At 51.4% G+C, this 17,083-nt stretch carries 18 protein-coding genes and 1 other RNA gene; 12 read left to right on the top strand and 7 right to left on the bottom strand.

What is annotated here, in order from left to right:
* Positions 1 to 317 precede the first annotated feature (317 nt).
* Positions 318 to 1,940: an L-aspartate oxidase gene (gene nadB / locus HFD97_RS16830; protein WP_150028988.1), complete on the top strand. Its 1,623-nt coding sequence runs from the start codon at positions 318 to 320 to the stop codon at positions 1,938 to 1,940.
* Here nadB and HFD97_RS16825 read toward each other — a convergent pair.
* Positions 1,925 to 2,674 carry a tRNA1(Val) (adenine(37)-N6)-methyltransferase gene (locus HFD97_RS16825; protein WP_150028958.1) on the bottom strand — a complete coding sequence of 250 codons (750 nt, stop codon included), beginning with the start codon at positions 2,672 to 2,674 and terminating at the stop codon, positions 1,925 to 1,927. The two genes, nadB and HFD97_RS16825, sit on opposite strands and share 16 nt — an antisense overlap.
* A 164-nt stretch (positions 2,675 to 2,838) precedes the next feature.
* On the opposite strand from HFD97_RS16825, the gene srmB reads away from it, so the two are divergent.
* Positions 2,839 to 4,167 (top strand): ATP-dependent RNA helicase SrmB, encoded by a 1,329-nt coding sequence (srmB, locus tag HFD97_RS16820; protein ID WP_150028959.1) that lies wholly within the window; start codon positions 2,839 to 2,841, stop codon positions 4,165 to 4,167.
* Between the two features lie 217 nt (positions 4,168 to 4,384).
* Here srmB and grcA read toward each other — a convergent pair whose 3' ends face one another.
* A complete protein-coding gene (grcA, locus tag HFD97_RS16815) occupies positions 4,385 to 4,768 on the bottom strand; it encodes an autonomous glycyl radical cofactor GrcA (RefSeq protein WP_009088643.1) in 384 nt (127 codons plus the stop codon).
* A 242-nt stretch (positions 4,769 to 5,010) separates the two neighbouring features.
* Here grcA and ung point away from each other — a divergent pair, with 242 nt between their 5' ends.
* Positions 5,011 to 5,691, top strand: a complete 681-nt coding sequence (gene ung / locus HFD97_RS16810) for a uracil-DNA glycosylase (protein WP_150028960.1) — start codon at positions 5,011 to 5,013, stop codon at positions 5,689 to 5,691.
* Positions 5,692 to 5,750: 59 nt separating this feature from the next.
* Here the strand turns inward: ung and grpE are convergent, their stop codons facing one another.
* The gene (gene grpE / locus HFD97_RS16805) at positions 5,751 to 6,332 is read right to left on the bottom strand and encodes a nucleotide exchange factor GrpE (protein WP_009088632.1); all 582 of its coding nucleotides are present in this window, start codon (positions 6,330 to 6,332) and stop codon (positions 5,751 to 5,753) included.
* Between the two features lie 122 nt (positions 6,333 to 6,454).
* Between grpE and nadK the strand changes: the two genes are divergently transcribed.
* The 3 genes from nadK to bamE all read left to right on the top strand — a co-directional run bounded on the left by nadK (position 6,455) and on the right by bamE (position 9,612).
* Entirely contained in the window at positions 6,455 to 7,333 is an 879-nt protein-coding gene (gene nadK, locus HFD97_RS16800; protein ID WP_009088631.1) for an NAD(+) kinase, read from the top strand.
* 84 nt (positions 7,334 to 7,417) lie between these two features.
* Complete coding sequence (gene recN, locus HFD97_RS16795; RefSeq protein WP_154927483.1) at positions 7,418 to 9,079, top strand: DNA repair protein RecN; 1,662 nt, start codon at positions 7,418 to 7,420, stop codon at positions 9,077 to 9,079.
* Between the two features lie 185 nt (positions 9,080 to 9,264).
* Positions 9,265 to 9,612 carry an outer membrane protein assembly factor BamE gene (gene bamE, locus HFD97_RS16790; RefSeq protein WP_009088629.1) on the top strand — a complete coding sequence of 116 codons (348 nt, stop codon included), beginning with the start codon at positions 9,265 to 9,267 and terminating at the stop codon, positions 9,610 to 9,612.
* An 89-nt stretch (positions 9,613 to 9,701) separates the two neighbouring features.
* On the opposite strand, the gene HFD97_RS16785 is transcribed toward bamE, so the two are convergent.
* Together HFD97_RS16785 and HFD97_RS16780 are read right to left on the bottom strand one after the other, a co-directional pair.
* Complete coding sequence (locus tag HFD97_RS16785) at positions 9,702 to 9,995, bottom strand: RnfH family protein (RefSeq protein ID WP_167431272.1); 294 nt, start codon at positions 9,993 to 9,995, stop codon at positions 9,702 to 9,704.
* A complete protein-coding gene (locus HFD97_RS16780) occupies positions 9,988 to 10,422 on the bottom strand; it encodes a type II toxin-antitoxin system RatA family toxin (RefSeq protein ID WP_009088627.1) in 435 nt (144 codons plus the stop codon). The genes HFD97_RS16785 and HFD97_RS16780 overlap by 8 nt, the downstream gene beginning before the upstream one ends.
* A gap of 158 nt (positions 10,423 to 10,580) precedes the next feature.
* Here HFD97_RS16780 and smpB point away from each other — a divergent pair, with 158 nt between their 5' ends.
* The 6 genes from smpB (at position 10,581) to HFD97_RS22400 (ending at position 15,743) form a co-directional block, all read left to right on the top strand.
* A complete protein-coding gene (gene smpB, locus HFD97_RS16775; RefSeq protein WP_009088626.1) occupies positions 10,581 to 11,063 on the top strand; it encodes an SsrA-binding protein SmpB in 483 nt (160 codons plus the stop codon).
* Between the two features lie 43 nt (positions 11,064 to 11,106).
* Positions 11,107 to 11,468, top strand: a transfer-messenger RNA (tmRNA) gene (ssrA, locus tag HFD97_RS16770).
* 192 nt (positions 11,469 to 11,660) lie between these two features.
* Positions 11,661 to 12,863 carry an integrase domain-containing protein gene (locus HFD97_RS16765; protein WP_167431271.1) on the top strand — a complete coding sequence of 401 codons (1,203 nt, stop codon included), beginning with the start codon at positions 11,661 to 11,663 and terminating at the stop codon, positions 12,861 to 12,863.
* Positions 12,863 to 13,984, top strand: a complete 1,122-nt coding sequence (locus HFD97_RS16760) for an SIR2 family protein (RefSeq protein WP_167431270.1) — start codon at positions 12,863 to 12,865, stop codon at positions 13,982 to 13,984. Before HFD97_RS16765 ends, HFD97_RS16760 begins: the two co-directional genes overlap by 1 nt.
* Positions 13,972 to 15,222, top strand: coding sequence for a helicase HerA domain-containing protein (locus tag HFD97_RS16755; protein WP_244319735.1), 1,251 nt, complete (start codon positions 13,972 to 13,974; stop codon positions 15,220 to 15,222). Before HFD97_RS16760 ends, HFD97_RS16755 begins: the two co-directional genes overlap by 13 nt.
* 35 nt (positions 15,223 to 15,257) lie before the next feature.
* Entirely contained in the window at positions 15,258 to 15,743 is a 486-nt protein-coding gene (locus tag HFD97_RS22400) for an ATP-binding protein (protein WP_244319734.1), read from the top strand.
* A 244-nt stretch (positions 15,744 to 15,987) separates the two neighbouring features.
* Here HFD97_RS22400 and HFD97_RS16750 read toward each other — a convergent pair whose 3' ends face one another.
* A complete protein-coding gene (locus HFD97_RS16750; protein ID WP_167431269.1) occupies positions 15,988 to 16,239 on the bottom strand; it encodes an ogr/Delta-like zinc finger family protein in 252 nt (83 codons plus the stop codon).
* Entirely contained in the window at positions 16,236 to 16,952 is a 717-nt protein-coding gene (locus HFD97_RS16745) for a hypothetical protein (protein ID WP_167431268.1), read from the bottom strand. The genes HFD97_RS16750 and HFD97_RS16745 overlap by 4 nt, the downstream gene beginning before the upstream one ends.
* Positions 16,953 to 17,083 lie beyond the last annotated feature (131 nt).

Genomic DNA, 17,083 nt, shown 5'->3' with positions numbered 1-17,083 from the left:
GGTGCGAAGTTCACTTCCCGACCTGATATTTGCCGCTCCGGAATTGATTACACAGGTTGTTCGTTTTCGTTCAGTGTAAGGAGCGCAAATCGCAGGCAGAGTAACCTATGACAACAGCTTTTTCATCATTAAATCCTCCGCCGATAATAAGTTTGGTATAGAAAACAGAGCTCAAATTGTACTGTTTATAACTTAATGATTATCGGTGATTTTTCTGAATTCACACCGTGAATCTGCGAACTTTTGTTTAAAATACTTCACAGCGACCGGCTCAGGGCATATGCTCAGGGCAATCTTTGTTTAGTAAATTAAACACCATGACAAATGCGAATCCGGATTATCAGTGTGATGTATTGATTGTGGGCAGCGGTGCGGCGGGCCTCTCTTTAGCGCTGCGCCTGGCGAAACAGTATCAGGTCACGGTGCTCAGCAAAGCGCAGGTCAATGAAGGCTCTACGCTTTATGCTCAGGGCGGCATTGCGGCGGTGTTCGATGAGACCGACAGTATTGAAGCGCATATAGAAGATACGCTGATTGCCGGCGCCGGACTGTGCGACCGGGAGGCGGTCTCGTTTATCGCCAGCAATGCCCGGCACTGCGTGCAGTGGCTGATCGACAACGGCGTTGCCTTTGATCTTGATCCGCAGGCCTCAGGCGAGATGCGCTATCACCTGACGCGCGAAGGCGGACACAGCCATCGCCGTATTCTGCACAGTGCCGATGCCACCGGTCATGCGGTTGAAACCACGCTGGTAAGCCAGGCGCTCAGCCACCCCAATATCCGCATTCTGGAACGCACCAATGCGGTCGATCTGATTCTCTCCGATAAAATCGGCCTGCCTGGCCCGCGCCGGGTGGTAGGTGCCTGGATCTGGAACCGTAACCGTGAGCAGGTGGAAACCTGTCAGGCGCGGGCGGTGGTGCTGGCGACCGGCGGCGCCGCCAAAGTGTATCAGTACACCACGAATCCTGACGTCGCCTCCGGTGACGGGATTGCGATGGCCTGGCGTGCGGGCTGCCGGGTCGCCAACCTCGAATTTAATCAGTTTCATCCTACCTGCCTGTTTCATCCCCAGGCGCAGAACTTCCTGCTGACTGAAGCCCTGCGCGGAGAAGGCGCCTGGCTGGTGCGTCCCGATGGCAGCCGTTTCATGCCCGATTTTGATGAGCGCGCCGAGCTGGCTCCGCGCGATATCGTCGCACGCGCCATCGATCATGAGATGAAGCGGCTGGGCGTGGACTGCATGTATCTGGATATCAGCCATCAGCCGGAAGAGTTTGTGCGCGCCCACTTCCCGATGATCTATGAAAAGCTGCTGACCTTTGGCTTCGACCTGACCCGGGAACCGATCCCGATCGTGCCTGCCGCCCACTATACCTGTGGCGGCGTGATGGTGGATCAGCATGGGCAGAGTGACGTCAGCGGCCTGTATGCCATCGGTGAGGTGAGCTACACCGGCCTGCACGGTGCGAACCGCATGGCCTCCAACTCACTGCTGGAGTGCCTGGTCTATGGCTGGTCAGCCGCCGAAGCGCTGATCCAGAGCCTGCCTGGCATAGAGGCTGTGACCACCCTGCCCGCCTGGGATGAGAGCCAGGTCGATGATGCCGATGAGCGCGTCGTCATCCAGCACAACTGGCATGAGCTGCGGCTCTTCATGTGGGATTATGTCGGCATTGTGCGTACGACCCGACGACTGGAGCGGGCTTTGCGCCGCATCACCCTGCTTCAGCAGGAGATCGATGAGTATTACCGTCACTTCCGCCTCTCCAATCATCTCCTTGAGCTGCGGAATCTGGTTCAGGTGGCGGATCTGATGGTGCGCTGTGCGCTGGAGCGAAAAGAGAGTCGCGGCCTGCACTACATTCGCGACTACCCGAACCTGCTGCCTGAGGCGCTACCGACAATTCTGACGCCGCCCGGCTACATAAAGAGATAGAACGCCCGCGTCAGGCTGCACCACTCATCCGAATAGTGGGTGTCTGCTGCGCGGATAGCGAGCCGCTCCAGCAGGGTTTCGCCAGGCTGCGGCGAAAAGCCCAGCACAACCCGGTGCGGCGGACGATGGGCATACTCCGCCACATCCAGGCGCGAACGCAGATGCCAGCCATCCGCCTCTGCCAGCGCGATAAAATCCTGGCCGATGGCGGCAGGCAGCACCACGCAGAACATCCCCTCCTCCTCAATCAGTAACGCCGCGCTGCGCAGTAACGTCTGATGGTCGAGCGAGGCTGTGGCACGGGCGCTGTCCCGCGCTGGCGTAGAACAGGCCACGCCAGGCGCAAAGTAAGGGGGATTGCTGACGATGAGGGAATAGCGTGCTGTGGACTCCTCTGCCCAGGAGGCGATGTCGTGCTGATGCACCCGGATTCGTTCAGGCCACGGCGACTGCTGCACATTCTCCTGCGCCTGCTGCGCGGCCTCTGGCTCTAATTCAACCGCATCGACCAGCACCTGCGACGGTGTACGCTGCGCCAGCATCAGGGCAATCAGCCCGCTGCCGCTGCCGATATCCAGAATGCGCCTGACCCCGGCCACCGGTGCCCAGGCCCCGAGCAGAATGGCATCGGTTCCTACTTTCATCGCACAGCGATCGTGTGCGACAAAAAATTGTTTAAAGGTAAAACCGTTCTTGTTTAACTGTGGCCGTTCACGCGGCTTATCCTGCATCATTGTTCACTACCATCGTTTTTTCCTGCCGTCCGGCAGCGCATGAGTGTAACGTGGCAACAGAGGGAATTCACGCGGCAGACAACCCCAGGCGCAGCGGAAACGGATTAACAGATGAAGATTCAGTCTGATCTGTCTATAATCAGCGCCCCAAACTGAGGTAGACCATGACAGTAACCACATTTTCCGAACTCGAACTCGACGAAAGCCTGCTACAAGCGTTGCAGGAAAAAGGCTTCACGCGTCCAACAGTGATTCAGGCTGCTGCAATTCCGCCCGCGCTGGAGGGCCGCGACGTTCTGGGTTCGGCACCTACCGGGACCGGGAAAACCGCCGCCTATCTGTTACCGGCGCTGCAGCACCTGCTTGATTTTCCGCGCAAGAAATCTGGCCCGCCACGCATCCTGATTGTGACCCCGACTCGCGAACTGGCGATGCAGGTCGCCGAACACGCGCGTGAACTGGCGAAACATACCCATCTGGATATCGCGACCATCACGGGCGGCGTGGCCTACATGAACCACGCCGAAGTGTTCAGCGAAAACCAGGATATCGTGGTCGCGACCACCGGCCGCCTGCTGCAGTATATTAAAGAAGAGAACTTCGACTGCCGCGCTGTGGAAACGCTGGTGCTGGATGAAGCGGACCGTATGCTGGATATGGGCTTCGCCCAGGATATCGAAACCATCGCGGCTGAAACGCGCTGGCGCAAACAGACCCTGCTCTTCTCCGCCACGCTGGAAGGCGACAACATCCGCGATTTCGCCGAACGTCTGCTGAACGATCCGGTTGAGCTGGAAGCGGATCCGAGCCGTCGCGAGCGCAAAAAGATCCAGCAGTGGTACTACCGCGCTGACGATCTTGAGCACAAAACCAAACTACTGATTCATCTGCTGAAGCAGCCGGAAGTGACGCGCAGCATCGTGTTCGTGCGTAAGCGTGAGCGTCTGCATGAGCTGGTGAGCTGGCTGCACGAAGCGGGGATTCGCACCAGCTATCTGGAAGGCGAAATGGTGCAGGCGAAGCGTAACGAAGCGATCAAACGTCTGAGTGAAGGACGGGTGAACGTGCTGGTTGCCACCGACGTTGCGGCGCGTGGCATCGACGTTGAAGATGTCAGCCACGTCTTCAACTATGACATGACGCGCACCGCCGATACCTATCTGCACCGTATTGGCCGTACCGGCCGCGCCGGTCGTAAAGGCATCGCCATCTCGCTGGTCGAAGCGCACGATTATGTCCTGCTGGGTAAAATCACCCGCTACGTTAATGAGCCGATTAAAGCGCGCGTCATTGACGAGCTGCGTCCGGTGACCCGCGCTCCAAGTGCGAAAACCACCGGCAAACCGTCGAAAAAGGTGCTGGCTAAGCGCGCAGAGAAGAAAGCGAGCGAAACTGAAAAACCCCGCGTGAAAAAACGCCATCGTGACGCCAAAAATATCGGCAAACGCCGTAAGGCAAGCGGCAGCGCGGCCGCTAACGAGAATGCGGAATAAAACAGCGCTTAAACAAAAAAATCGCCTCTGATGAGGCGATTTTTTTTAGCTGACAGCTGTTAACAGCCTTTTCACACCATTTTACCTGCCTGATCGCGTTGCTGGCGATCCTCACTGACCGGCTCGCTGCACATGACTCTCTATCTTGCTGATAAGGATGATAAAATCTGCTGTGTGCGCTTTGCGTTTATTTTCAGCGTCCGATCACTCAGGCCTCTTAAAGACTTTCGGTAAAAGTACGGGCAATCACGTCACGCTGCTGTTCAGGAGTCAGTGAGTTGAAGCGCACGGCATAACCCGACACGCGGATGGTCAATTGCGGGTAGTTTTCCGGGTGCTTCACCGCATCTTCCAGCGTTTCACGACGCAGCACGTTGACGTTCAGATGCTGACCGCCTTCAACACGCACCTGCGGTTTGATTTCTACCGGAACTTCACGATAAGCAAATTCGCCCAGCTCGCTGATAGCCACAACCTGGTCTTCTTCATAACCCCCGGCGGCACAGAGGCAACGCGCCTGAGCTTTCTCTTCGTCCAGCAGCCAGAAGGAGTTCAGCAGGTTGGCATGGTTGGATTGAGTGATCTGGATTCCTGTGATCATCTTTGCATCTCCCGAATAATAGGTGAATAAATCAAATTTAAGGCTCCGGTATACCACCCATCCTTTCGACCGGCCTTGACCTGCATCAATCTTCACCCGGCGCTCCGTGGCCATTCAGGCTAACCCGTTGATCTGAAGATGCATTGCTTCTTAACTTTATTTGTATTTTTCAAATTTATTTTACCTTCAGCTGGGCGGCAGGAACGGCTAAGCTTACGGCACTAACGGAAAGGGAGTTGAACATGGCTGAAAAGCTGACCTGGCACGACGTGCTGGCTGAAGAGAAACAGAAACCCTATTTTGTCGAGACGATGAAGCTGGTCGCCGATGAACGCGCTGCGGGGGTCACCGTCTATCCGCCGCAGAAAGATGTCTTTAATGCCTTTCGCCTGACGGAACTGGGCGACGTCAATGTCGTCATCCTCGGCCAGGACCCCTATCATGGCCCTCACCAGGCACATGGCCTGGCCTTCTCTGTGCTGCCAGGCGTACAGGTGCCGCCATCCCTGCAAAATATCTATAAAGAGTTGCAGCAGGATATTCCGGGCTTTGAGAAACCCAGTCACGGCTTCCTGGAGAGCTGGGCGAAACAGGGTGTGATGCTGCTGAACACCGTTTTAACGGTCGAGGCGGGCAAAGCGCACTCCCATGCGCGATTCGGCTGGGAGACGTTTACCGATAATGTGATTGCAGCGATCAATCAGCATCGTGAAGGGGTGATTTTTCTGCTGTGGGGATCGCATGCCCAGAAGAAAGGCAGCATCATCGATCGCCAGCGCCATCATGTGTTGCAGGCACCGCACCCTTCGCCGCTCTCTGCGCATCGCGGCTTTTTCGGCAGCCACCATTTCTCAAAAACCAACGAACTGCTCAGCGCGGCCGGTAAAAAACCGGTGGACTGGACGCCGGTATTACCGGACTGACGCCAGAATGCACACGGCCGCGTCAGTGCGCGGCCGTGTAGCAGCATTCCGGTGCTGAATCAGCCTTTGGCTTTGGCAACGGCAACCATTGCCGGACGCAGCAGGCGACCATTCAGCGTGTAACCACGCTGCATCACCAGCATGACATGGTTAGGCTCGAACTCTTCAGACTCCATCATCGACATCGCCTGATGCACTTCCGGGTTAAACGGCACGCCGGTTTCGCCGACCACTTCAACACCGAATTTACGCACGGCACCCAGCAGACCTTTCAGAGTCAGTTCAACCCCTTCGATCATAGGCGCCAGCTGTGAATCTTCTTTGTTCGCCACTTCCAGCGCGCGCTCAAGGCTGTCGATAACCGGCAGCAGTTCGTTGGCAAATTTCTCCAGCGCAAATTTGTGCGCCTTCTCAACGTCCATTTCCGCACGACGACGAATGTTTTCGACTTCAGCCTGCGCACGCAGCTGAGCATCACGCACGCCGGTCTGCGACTGCGCTAATTCAGCTTCGAGCTGAGCGATACGCTCATCACGCGGATCCACCTCTGCCGCTGTCTCCGCTTCCTGAGGTTGCTGCTGATCCTGCTGAATTTCGTCTGAGACTTGCTCGTTTGGGGTGTTCTGTTCTTTACTACTCATGAATTTCTCCGCGTTTTGCACATTCATTTCGCTGGTTGGCTTATTATGGGGATTGAAATAGCGGTTTCAAGGGAACCTGTCACATTGCCTTGCCGTTTTGGCTTATAAGGAACACCGACCAGATGAACAAACACTTTAACTGCATTGGTATTGTGGGTCATCCACGCCATCCCACCGCGCTAACCACGCATGAGATGCTCTGGCGCTGGCTGACAGCCAAAGGTTATCAAGTGATCGTCGAGCAACAGATTGCGCAGGAGCTGTCGCTTCACGATGTGCAGACCGGCACGCTGGCGGAGATTGGTCAGCAGGCCGATTTAGCGGTCGTAGTAGGCGGTGATGGCAACATGCTGGGTGCCGCGCGGGTGCTGGCCCGTTACGACATCAAGGTGATTGGCATAAACCGCGGTAACCTCGGCTTTCTTACTGACCTCGACCCGGACAATGCGCAGCAGCAGCTGGATGAGGTGCTGCAGGGCAACTATTTTGTCGAAAGCCGCTTTCTGCTGGAAGCGCAGGTGTGCAAATCGGCCTGTTCGCCGCGCATCGGCACCGCCATCAACGAGGTGGTACTCCATCCCGGCAAAGTCGCACACATGATCGAATTTGAGGTTTATATCGATGAGGTGTTCGCCTTTTCGCAGCGCTCTGACGGACTGATTATCTCCACCCCTACCGGCTCGACCGCATACTCGCTCTCTGCGGGTGGCCCGATTCTGACACCGTCGCTGGAAGCGATCGTGCTGGTGCCGATGTTCCCGCATACGCTCTCGGCGCGGCCGCTGGTCATCAACAGCAGCAGCACCATCCGCCTGCGCTTTTCGTCCCGCCGCAGCGACCTGGAAATCAGCTGCGACAGTCAGATCGCCCTGCCGATACAGGAAGGAGAGGATGTTCTGATCCGGCGCAGCAATCATCACCTCAACCTGATTCACCCTAAAAACTACAGCTATTTCAACACGCTGAGCTCTAAGCTGGGCTGGTCAAAAAAATTGTTCTGAAAAGGGGTGCCGCCTCTTTACTGGATAAAAAACCAGTTTATACTGTATGAAAAACCATATGTGTTTATTCGTACAGGTGAACCTATGCTGGCCCAACTGACCATCAGTAATTTCGCTATCGTTCGTGAGCTCGACATTGATTTCCACCGCGGCATGACAGCCATCACGGGTGAAACCGGTGCCGGTAAGTCCATCGCGATTGATGCGCTGGGATTATGTCTTGGCGGTCGTGCTGACGCCGACATGGTGCGTCAGGGAGCCAGCCGGGCTGACCTGTGTGCCCGCTTCCAGCTTAAGGCCTCCCCTTCAGCCCAGCGCTGGCTGCTGGATAATCAGCTGGATGATGGCAACGAGTGTCTGCTGCGCCGGGTGATCAGCGCCGATGGCCGTTCGCGCGGCTTTATCAACGGCACCGCGGTCCCGCTCTCTCAGCTGCGCGACCTTGGTCAGCTGCTGATTCAGATCCACGGTCAGCATGCCCATCAGCTTCTGCTTAAACCCGATCACCAGAAACATCTGCTGGATGCCTATGCCGGTCATGATGATCTGCTGCAGCGCATGCGTGCCAGCTATCAGACCTGGCATCAGAGCTGCCGCACCCTGGCGCTGCATCAGCAGCAGGCGCAGGAGCGCGAAGCGCGCCGTGAACTGTTGCAGTATCAGCTGAAAGAGCTGAACGACTTCGCTCCGCAGCCGGGTGAATATGAGCAGATCGACGAAGAGTACAAGCGTCTGGCGAACAGCGGCCAGCTGCTGTCAACCAGTCAGCAGGCGCTGCAGATGCTCTCCGACAGTGATGACACCAATCTCAACAGCCTGCTCTACAGCGCCCGTGAGCTGATTTCTGAGCTGACCTCGCTGGATGAGAAGCTGAACGGCGTGCATAACCTGCTGGAAGAGGCGGCTATCCAGCTGAGCGAAGCGAGCGATGAGCTGCGTCACTACTGTGACAGCCTCGATCTGGACCCTAATCGCCTGTACGAACTGGAAAAACGGATTTCACGCCAGATTGCCCTGGCGCGTAAGCATCACGTCACGCCAGAAGCGCTGCCTGAACTGCATCGGCAACTGCTGGATGAAGCGGAGCTGCTGTCACAGCACGAAAGCGACCAGGAGAGCCTGCAATCGCTGGTCGGTGAACACTATCAGGCTGCCCTTAAGAGCGCCGAAGAGCTTCACCAGCAGCGCAGCCACTTTGCAGATGAGCTGCAGCATCTGATTACTCAGAGTATGCATCTGCTCTCGATGCCGCACGGCCAGTTTAAAATCGCCCTGACCTTTAACCCGGATCAGCTGACGGCTGATGGCGCAAGCCGCGTCGACTTCCAGGTCACCACTAACCCTGGTCAGCCGTTGCAGCCGCTGGGTAAAGTGGCTTCAGGCGGTGAGCTGTCACGTATCGCGCTGGCGATTCAGGTGATCACCGCGAAGAAAATGGAAACGCCGGCAATGATTTTCGATGAGGTTGATGTCGGTATCAGCGGCCCGACCGCCGCCGTCGTAGGTAAACTGCTGCGTCAGCTGGGTGAATCGACGCAGGTTATGTGTGTCACGCACCTGCCGCAGGTCGCCGGTTGCGGTCATCAGCACTTCTTTGTGAGCAAAGAGACCGACGGCGCAATGACTGAAACGCATATGCAGCCGCTGGACAAGCGGGCGCGCCTGCAGGAACTGGCTCGTCTGCTGGGCGGCAGCGAGGTCACCCGCAACACCCTGGCGAATGCAAAAGAACTTTTAGCCGCATAGCAGCGCACTTTTTTAACCTGACGGGGTCATATGCTTGCTCTGCAGAGGTTTCCAACAGCGAAAAGGTTTATTATCATCGGCACTTATGTCGCCAGAGTAATAAAGCCTGCCGCAGGCAGAGTTCAGATTTTGATGGCAATAAAATCGCCTGTTGAGGCGTTTGGCCCCGGAAAAGGAATGTATAGATGCGCTGTAAAACGCTGACTGCCGCGGCAGTGGTAATGTTGATGATGACCGCCGGATGTTCCACTTTAGAGCGCGTGGTCTACCGTCCTGATATCAACCAGGGCAACTATCTGGTTGCCAACGATGTGGCCAAGATCCATACCGGTATGACACAGCAGCAGGTGGCTTACACCCTCGGCACGCCGATGATGAAAGACCCGTTTGGCAGCAACGTCTGGTATTACATCTTCCGTCAGGAACCCGGCCATGAGCGCGTCAAACAGCAGACGCTGACCCTGACCTTTGATGGCAACGGTGTGCTGACCAACATCGACAATAAGCCAAATCTCTCTCAGAACAGCGATTAATCACACGGCAGAGAGTCTGAAAAACAGGCAGCAAAAAGGCGCACCGAGCGCCTTTTTTTATGTCCGTTATCTGCCAAGCCAGACAGAACTTATTTTTTGCTCACCGCAGCCCGCTCTGCACGCTGGCGACGAAGCTCTTTAGGATCGGCAATCAGCGGACGATAAACCTCGATACGATCGCCCTCATTCACCTCATCATCCAGCTTCACCGGCCGACTGTAGACGCCGACCTTGTTGCTGGTGAGGTCAATTTCGCGACGCAGCTCCAGTAATCCTGATTTTACGATGGCCTGTTCTACCGTGCTGCCCTGCTCCACTTTGACGTAGAGCTGATACTGCTTTTCAGGCAACGCATAGACCACCTCAACGGCGATATCAGGCACTGTAGACCTCTTTGGCGCGCTGGGTGAAAGCCTGGACCATGCTGTTGGCAAGCTCTTTGAAGATGCGTCCAAAGGCCATCTCTACCAGCATATTGGTGAATTCAAACTCCAGGCTTAATTCGACTTTGCAGGCGTCATCGCCCAGCGAGACGAACTTCCATCCGCCGGTCAGCTTACGGAACGGGCCATCAACCAGCTGCATATGGATGCTCTGGTTATCCGTCAGGGTGTTACGGGTGGTAAAGGTTTTGCTGATACCCGCTTTCGAGACATCCACGGACGCCGTCATCTGATTCTCTGACGCATCCAGCACGCGGCTTCCGGTGCAACCCGGCAGGAATTGCGGATAGGCATCCACATCATTTACAAGTTTGTACATCTGCCCGGCACTAAACGGGACCAGTGCCGAACGACTAATCTGAGCCATAATGGTTCCTGTTCATCAAGAAACCGCTGAATAATAGCATTTTCAGCGATCAAACAAAAATGTCCCTGGTAAAGGGTGTGCTAGAATATCCCGTTTCCTGCTGCCCCGCTGGACTGGGGATGCGATAACCGACTAAGTGATGTAAAATACGCCTCATTATGACAAAGAAAAAAGCACACAAACCCGGTTCGGCCACTGTTGCCATGAACAAACGCGCCCGCCACGAATACTTCATCGAAGAGGAGTATGAAGCGGGATTATCGTTACAGGGATGGGAAGTTAAATCACTTCGTGCCGGTAAAGCTAACATCAGCGACAGCTATATTCTGCTGCGCGATGGCGAAGCGTTCCTGTTCGGTTCAACCTTTCAACCTTTAGCGGTTGCGTCCAGCCATGTGGTCTGTGACCCGACCCGTAACCGTAAGCTCCTGCTGAAGCAACGCGAACTCGACTCCCTCTATGGGCGCGTTAACCGCGAAGGTTACACCCTCGTGGCGCTGTCGCTTTACTGGAAGAACGCCTGGTGCAAACTGAAGATTGGTGTGGCACGCGGTAAGAAAGAGCATGACAAGCGCGACGACATCAAAGATCGTGAATGGAAATTAGACAAAGCCCGTATCATGAAGAATTCAGCGCGCTAAGCACTGGATTTTATGCTGTTTAATTGCTAACATTTGAAGTTCTGGGGCTGATTCTGGATTCGACGGGATTGTGAAGCCTTAGGAGCATGCCGAGGGGCGGTTTGCCTCGTAAAAAGCCGCAAAAAAATAGTCGCAAACGACGAAAACTACGCTTTAGCAGCTTAATAACCTGCTCTGAGCCCTCTCTCCCTAGCTTCCGCTCTTAAGACGGGGATCAAGAGAGGTCAAACCCAAAAGAGATCGCGTGGAGGCCCTGCCTGGGGTTGAAGCGTTAAATCCAATCAGGCTAGTCTGTCAGTGGCGTGTCTGTTCGCAGCTGACCGGCGAATGTAAAAACTGACTAAGCATGTAGTGCCGACGGTGTAGTAATTTCGGACGCGGGTTCAACTCCCGCCAGCTCCACCAAAATTCTTCAAAGATGGTTCCAGAGCCATCCGTAGAAGTCCTGAAAGCCCGCACGGCACAAGCCCTGCGGGCTTTTTTGTGTCTGTAACCTTCCGAGACGATCCGCCTGAATCCAGAGATAATTGGTACACGAATTGGTACACGTTATAATACGTATCAAAAACGTGTACCAATTATGGACGGAAACCAGTCATGGCGCGGATAACACGCCCACTCACCAATAACGAAATCCTTAAAGCTAAGCCTCAAGAAAAAGACTTCACGCTGCACGATGGCGACGGACTTTTCCTGCTCGTCAAAACATCTGGTAAAAAGCTGTGGCGTTTTCGTTACCAGCGGCCAGCAAGTAGCAGCCGTACAAATCTCAGTCTTGGATCATACCCTGCTTTAACGCTCGCTGCCGCACGTCAGATGCGTGACCAGTACCTGTCGTTGCTTGCTCAAGGGATTGACCCGCAGAAGCAGCAAGAGGAAGTATCAGAGCAACGCCAAATTGAGCTAGATAGCATTTTCTCAGTTGTGGCTGGGAGGTGGTTCCAGCTCAAAAGTAAAAGCGTCACAGAGGATTATGCGAAGGATATTTGGCGGTCGCTGGAAAAGGACATCTTCCCGACTATAGGTGAGATTCCTGTTCAAGCGCTCAAGGCCAGAACGATCGTTGAAGCATTGGAGCCGATAAAAGCTCGCGGGGCGCTTGAAACAGTCCGTCGCCTGGTTCAGCGTATAAACGAAATCATGATTTATGCGGTAAACACTGGCCTGATTGATGCTAATCCGGCATCAGGGGTTGGCATGGCCTTTGAAAAACCAAAAAAGCAAAACATGCCGACACTGCGGCCAGAAGAATTACCCAAGTTGATGCGTTCTTTGGTAATGTCGAATCTGTCCGTTACGACTCGCTGCCTTATTGAATGGCAACTCCTGACTCTGGTACGCCCTTCTGAGGCCTCTGGTGCTCTGTGGGCAGAGATTGATCGCGATGCAAAGATTTGGACAATTCCGGCAGAACGAATGAAGGCCAAACGTGAGCACATCATACCTTTATCGTCTCAGGCATTGGAAATTCTGGATGTGATGAAACCTATCAGTGCTCACCGTGAACATATCTTTCCGAGCAGGAATGATCCAAAAAGAGCTATGAATAGCCAGACAGCTAATGCTGCTTTAAAACGTATTGGGTTTGGAGGTAAGCTCGTAGCTCATGGATTAAGGTCAATCGCAAGTACAGCAATGAATGAAGCTGGCTTAAATTCTGACGTAATAGAATCAGCATTAGCTCACACTGATAAAAATGAAGTTCGTAGGGCTTATAATCGATCAATTTATCTAGATCAGAGGATTGATTTAATGAACTGGTGGGGTAAACAAGTGAGTAAGCATAAGGAGTTAAGCTAATGGATAGAGAGTTCCCTTGCAAAGCTTCAAATATTTATGACAAAAATATAAATTTTTTGTTCGGTTCAGGAGCCTCTGCTGCATACATACCCACTTTATGGCTAGATGATGACACAACATATGAAACCTTACTCTCACACGATGATGTTAAAGGTAAAACTGATGTAGAAAACTACATATTAAGCGCCTATTACAACAACATTATTCATAAAACATTTTGCATTGAGCCAGAACCGATATCCAAGAAGTTCTCTAAAACCTTACAAGATTACAATAGATTTTTATACGAACTGGTTTCTCTATTGGAAAGAAAAGGCTCGAATCAAATCAAAAGAGGAAATATCTTCACTACAAACTACGATCTCTTTTTCGAAACAGCAGCTGACACTGCGCTCAACAAAAAAAGCTTTTATTTTAATGATGGTGCTCTGGGTTTTAGAGAGCGAAGCCTAAATATTAGTAACTTCCATTTATCGCATTGGCACCAAGGAACTCACGATTTATATAAACAAGAGGTCCCAACAGTCAACATAATCAAAATGCATGGGTCGGTATCTTGGAATAAAAACAACGAGCAAAAAATTAACATCGCTTACCCCAAGATGGCGCCAGAAAAAACAAATTTAGAGTGCAATATAACCATAAAGGACTTTACCGAGAGTTTTAACAATACAGATGAAGACCTTTCTAATTACTTAGATCTTAGTAAAAAAGATATTGAAATTCTTTCTGAATTTAGAGTTGAATACAACAGGTTAGCAATAGTAAGCCCTACAAAAGAAAAGTTTTCTGAGACTGTTTTTCAGCAACATTATTATCAAAGCCTTAGGCTGTTAAGCTATGAACTTGAAAAACCTCAGACTGTTTTAATCTGCTTTGGTTTTTCATTTCAAGACGAGCATATTTTAGAAATAATCAAGCGTTCTCTCAGCAATCCAACATTGAAAGTTTTTGTATTTTGCTACAGTAAAGATAGTCGACGCTCCATAAATGAAACAATTAATGATTCGAGAATATCATATATTTACCCTAAAAATGATGCGCATAATATTTCTTTCGATGCTTTCATAGATAGAATTTTTACATCTGATAATGGAGATTGGATTTCATGGACGGATTGAATGTTGGCTATGTTACTCAAGTAAAAGGGACGATGGTTGTCGCGAAAGTTGATCATGCTTTGTATCAATCAACATACTTTCATCATGGTAAAATCCTTCGAGGGATAACTATTAACGAATTCGTCCTAATTCGCAAGGGTTATCAGGATATAGTCGGAAAAATAATCGGTGAAGAAATCATTGAGAACTTTAATGTTCGGCAAGATGAGATAGAACAAAAAAAATATGACAGATTCATTGAGCTAAGCATTCTAGGGTATTTTTTTGAAGACCGGTTCTATTCCGGCGTTAAATTCCTCCCAATGATAAATGACCAGCTTTACTTAATATCAGATGAAAAAATCTCTGAGATTTACAACTTCAGGAAAGGCAAGAACACGCCTCTAATTAATATCGGGAAGTCTATTCTTGAAGAGTTGCCAATTAGCATTCCTATCAATGGTGTTTTCAACTCGCACATAGGTATTTTTGGTAATACTGGCAGTGGGAAATCAAATACTTTGGCAAAACTATATCATTCGCTTCTAACTCTCATTAAGGATAATGACGACTTTAAGCGAAAATCAAAAATTGCAATCATTGACTTCAATGGCGAGTATGGAACTTTAGCCAAAACCTTTCCAAACATAACCAGTACCTTAGAATTAAATACTAAAAACCCTCAAGATAAGTTACATTTTTCCGAAGATGAATTTTGGGATGATGAGTTGTTATCGGTTTTATTTTCAGCAACTGAAAAAACTCAAAAGCCATTCCTCACCCATCTTGTGAGAAACAAGAGTGATTACGATAACGACCTTGAAACTTATTTAAAAAGAACTATATCCCTCATGTTTGGAACTAATCAACACAGGGAAACCATTAACTTACTTAAAGGCTTAATTCCTTATTTCAGCGAGGGGGAACAAAAGCGAATCGCCGATGAGTTGGCTCTTTTTTCTTGGCATTCAAACGCTAATAAATATGAGCATCCAAATGGATTCATCAACAAATACTCTGATGCATTGCCCCAATTGACTTGCACCTATAATACCTCGATAGCAGTAAGCAATGTTTTTGATGAAATATTTATACGTTCAACTTTACAACTAATAAACTCCGTATCTAAAAACTACGTTCAATATGAACACATATCACCACTAATCAACAAGATTACAGCAACAGGCCCATCCTTATCAAAGGTGATTGAAGTAACAACGCAAGAAAAAAAATACTTCCACTTTCCATTATATCGTTAAAGAACTGCAATCAATCTACAAAAAAAACAATCCCCATGATGATTGCTAAGTGTTCTTTTTTAGAACACAAATCAACAGACAATGATTGTGAAAGCTTCCATTTGATTATTGACGAAGCTCATAACATTTTATCAGAAAGTTCAACAAGAGAGGCTGAAAGCTGGAAAGATTACAGACTGGAACTGTTTGAAGAAATAATCAAAGAGGGTAGGAAATTTGGTTATTTTGTAACTATTTCCAGTCAGCGACCTTTTGATATATCACCTACAATCATATCTCAATTACATAATTATTTCATACATAGACTAGTAAATGAGAATGATCTCTTTCTGTTGAAAAATACGTTAAGTACTCTTGATGCAGCATCGAGATCATTAATTCCTACGCTTCCTCCCGGAGCCTGCATAGTCTCAGGAACAGCCTTTCACACTCCATTGATTGTTCAAATGGAAAGGCTTACTGAAGACACAGCTCCACAGAGTGATACGTTAAGTCTTGAAACTTTGTGGGGACTTTCATAGACGCGCGCAATGCTATCCCCGCCACGCCTGCCCGCTTTATGCATTATTTTTCATGCAGGTGCATGATACGGGCCGGGCCACGCTTGGCATGGTCTGAAAGGTGGAAAGCGGTACATATTTTTCATGCAAATCCATGCAGGCTATGCATGCATGACTCTTTACAAAGCGGCTGGCCAGAAAAAGGGCTTCAGAAAGTCAGAGTACAGACATAAAAAAGCCGCTGGTCGTGCAGCGGCAGTGAGGATTAATGAACCTGACGAAATGCTGAGCCGTAGCGGCCCAGCGTCTGACGTTCTCTTACCGGTCCCGGTGGTGCTTCCGGTACGTTTTCCGGCTGTGGCGGTGCGGTGATCACCTTTGTGATGCTCTCATTCGTCTTGAAAGTACAGGAGCAGTCCAGGTTAGTGCACTGGTGATAACGCTCTTTCACCTGTTCGGACATATAGCGGCTCGATTTGGTATGTGCCGCACTTTTGCAGTAAGGACAGTGCATCATTTCTGGCTGCCCTCCTGAAGTTTTGCACGCTGCGCGCGGATTGATTCAGCCAGCTTCTGACGGCGCAGAGGGCTCGTATAAAGCTCCATATCAATACCCGTCAGGGCCGGACGATGCAGGCCGATATTCTCCAGTAACGGTGCCTCTTTCAGCACACTGTCCGGCAGGGCCACAGCCGCCCGCGTCAGTGCTTCACCAACCAGATAAGCTACGTCATTAATCCGGTCACGGTCTTCACCGGCAAATGTCGGTGAAAGCTCTTCACGACGGAGACGCAGCTTAATGGCCCACAGCAGCGACGGACTCACGTTACGCAGGGCCGACTGCCAGTGTACATCCGCGAATCCGGTAAACGCCTTCCGGTGCGATTCAACGTACTCTTTTCCACTACCGCAGCACTTCAGCATCGCCTCCTGCTTATCCAGCGCCAGTTCTTTGAGCAGTTCGCCGAACTCGTCGGCCAGTTCCCGGCTGGCGATGCGCTGAGAATGTTCGGCGCGCAGCTCGTCAGTGAGATTGCCTCGCAGGTTACGGAAGCGCGTGCGCCAGTTGCTTTCGGCTTCTCTCCCTGCCTGGATGGCCGTCTGCTGCTCTCTTTCACAGCGGACGATATCGGCGCAGATGCCGTTGTAGGCTTTCATTCTTTCGGTATGTTCAGTGCGGGCTTTCTCGAAGCATTCCAGTGAAGCGGGTTTCTGTTCCGGGGTGGTCATGGTGGTCTCTCATCGTCTGTAAAGGATGGGGCCATTCTGTCGTGTACCACAGGACAGCGCATTTCATTGCTTTCCGCCTGTCGATGAGCAGACAAGAGCACAACCGGTGCGAGATAGCCCCTTGAGAGATT

This window comes from Pantoea sp. EKM103V, from assembly GCF_011800365.1.
In the GTDB taxonomy this organism is placed as follows: Bacteria; Pseudomonadota; Gammaproteobacteria; order Enterobacterales; family Enterobacteriaceae; genus Pantoea; species Pantoea anthophila.
This window is presented reverse-complemented; position numbering and strand designations above follow the sequence as displayed.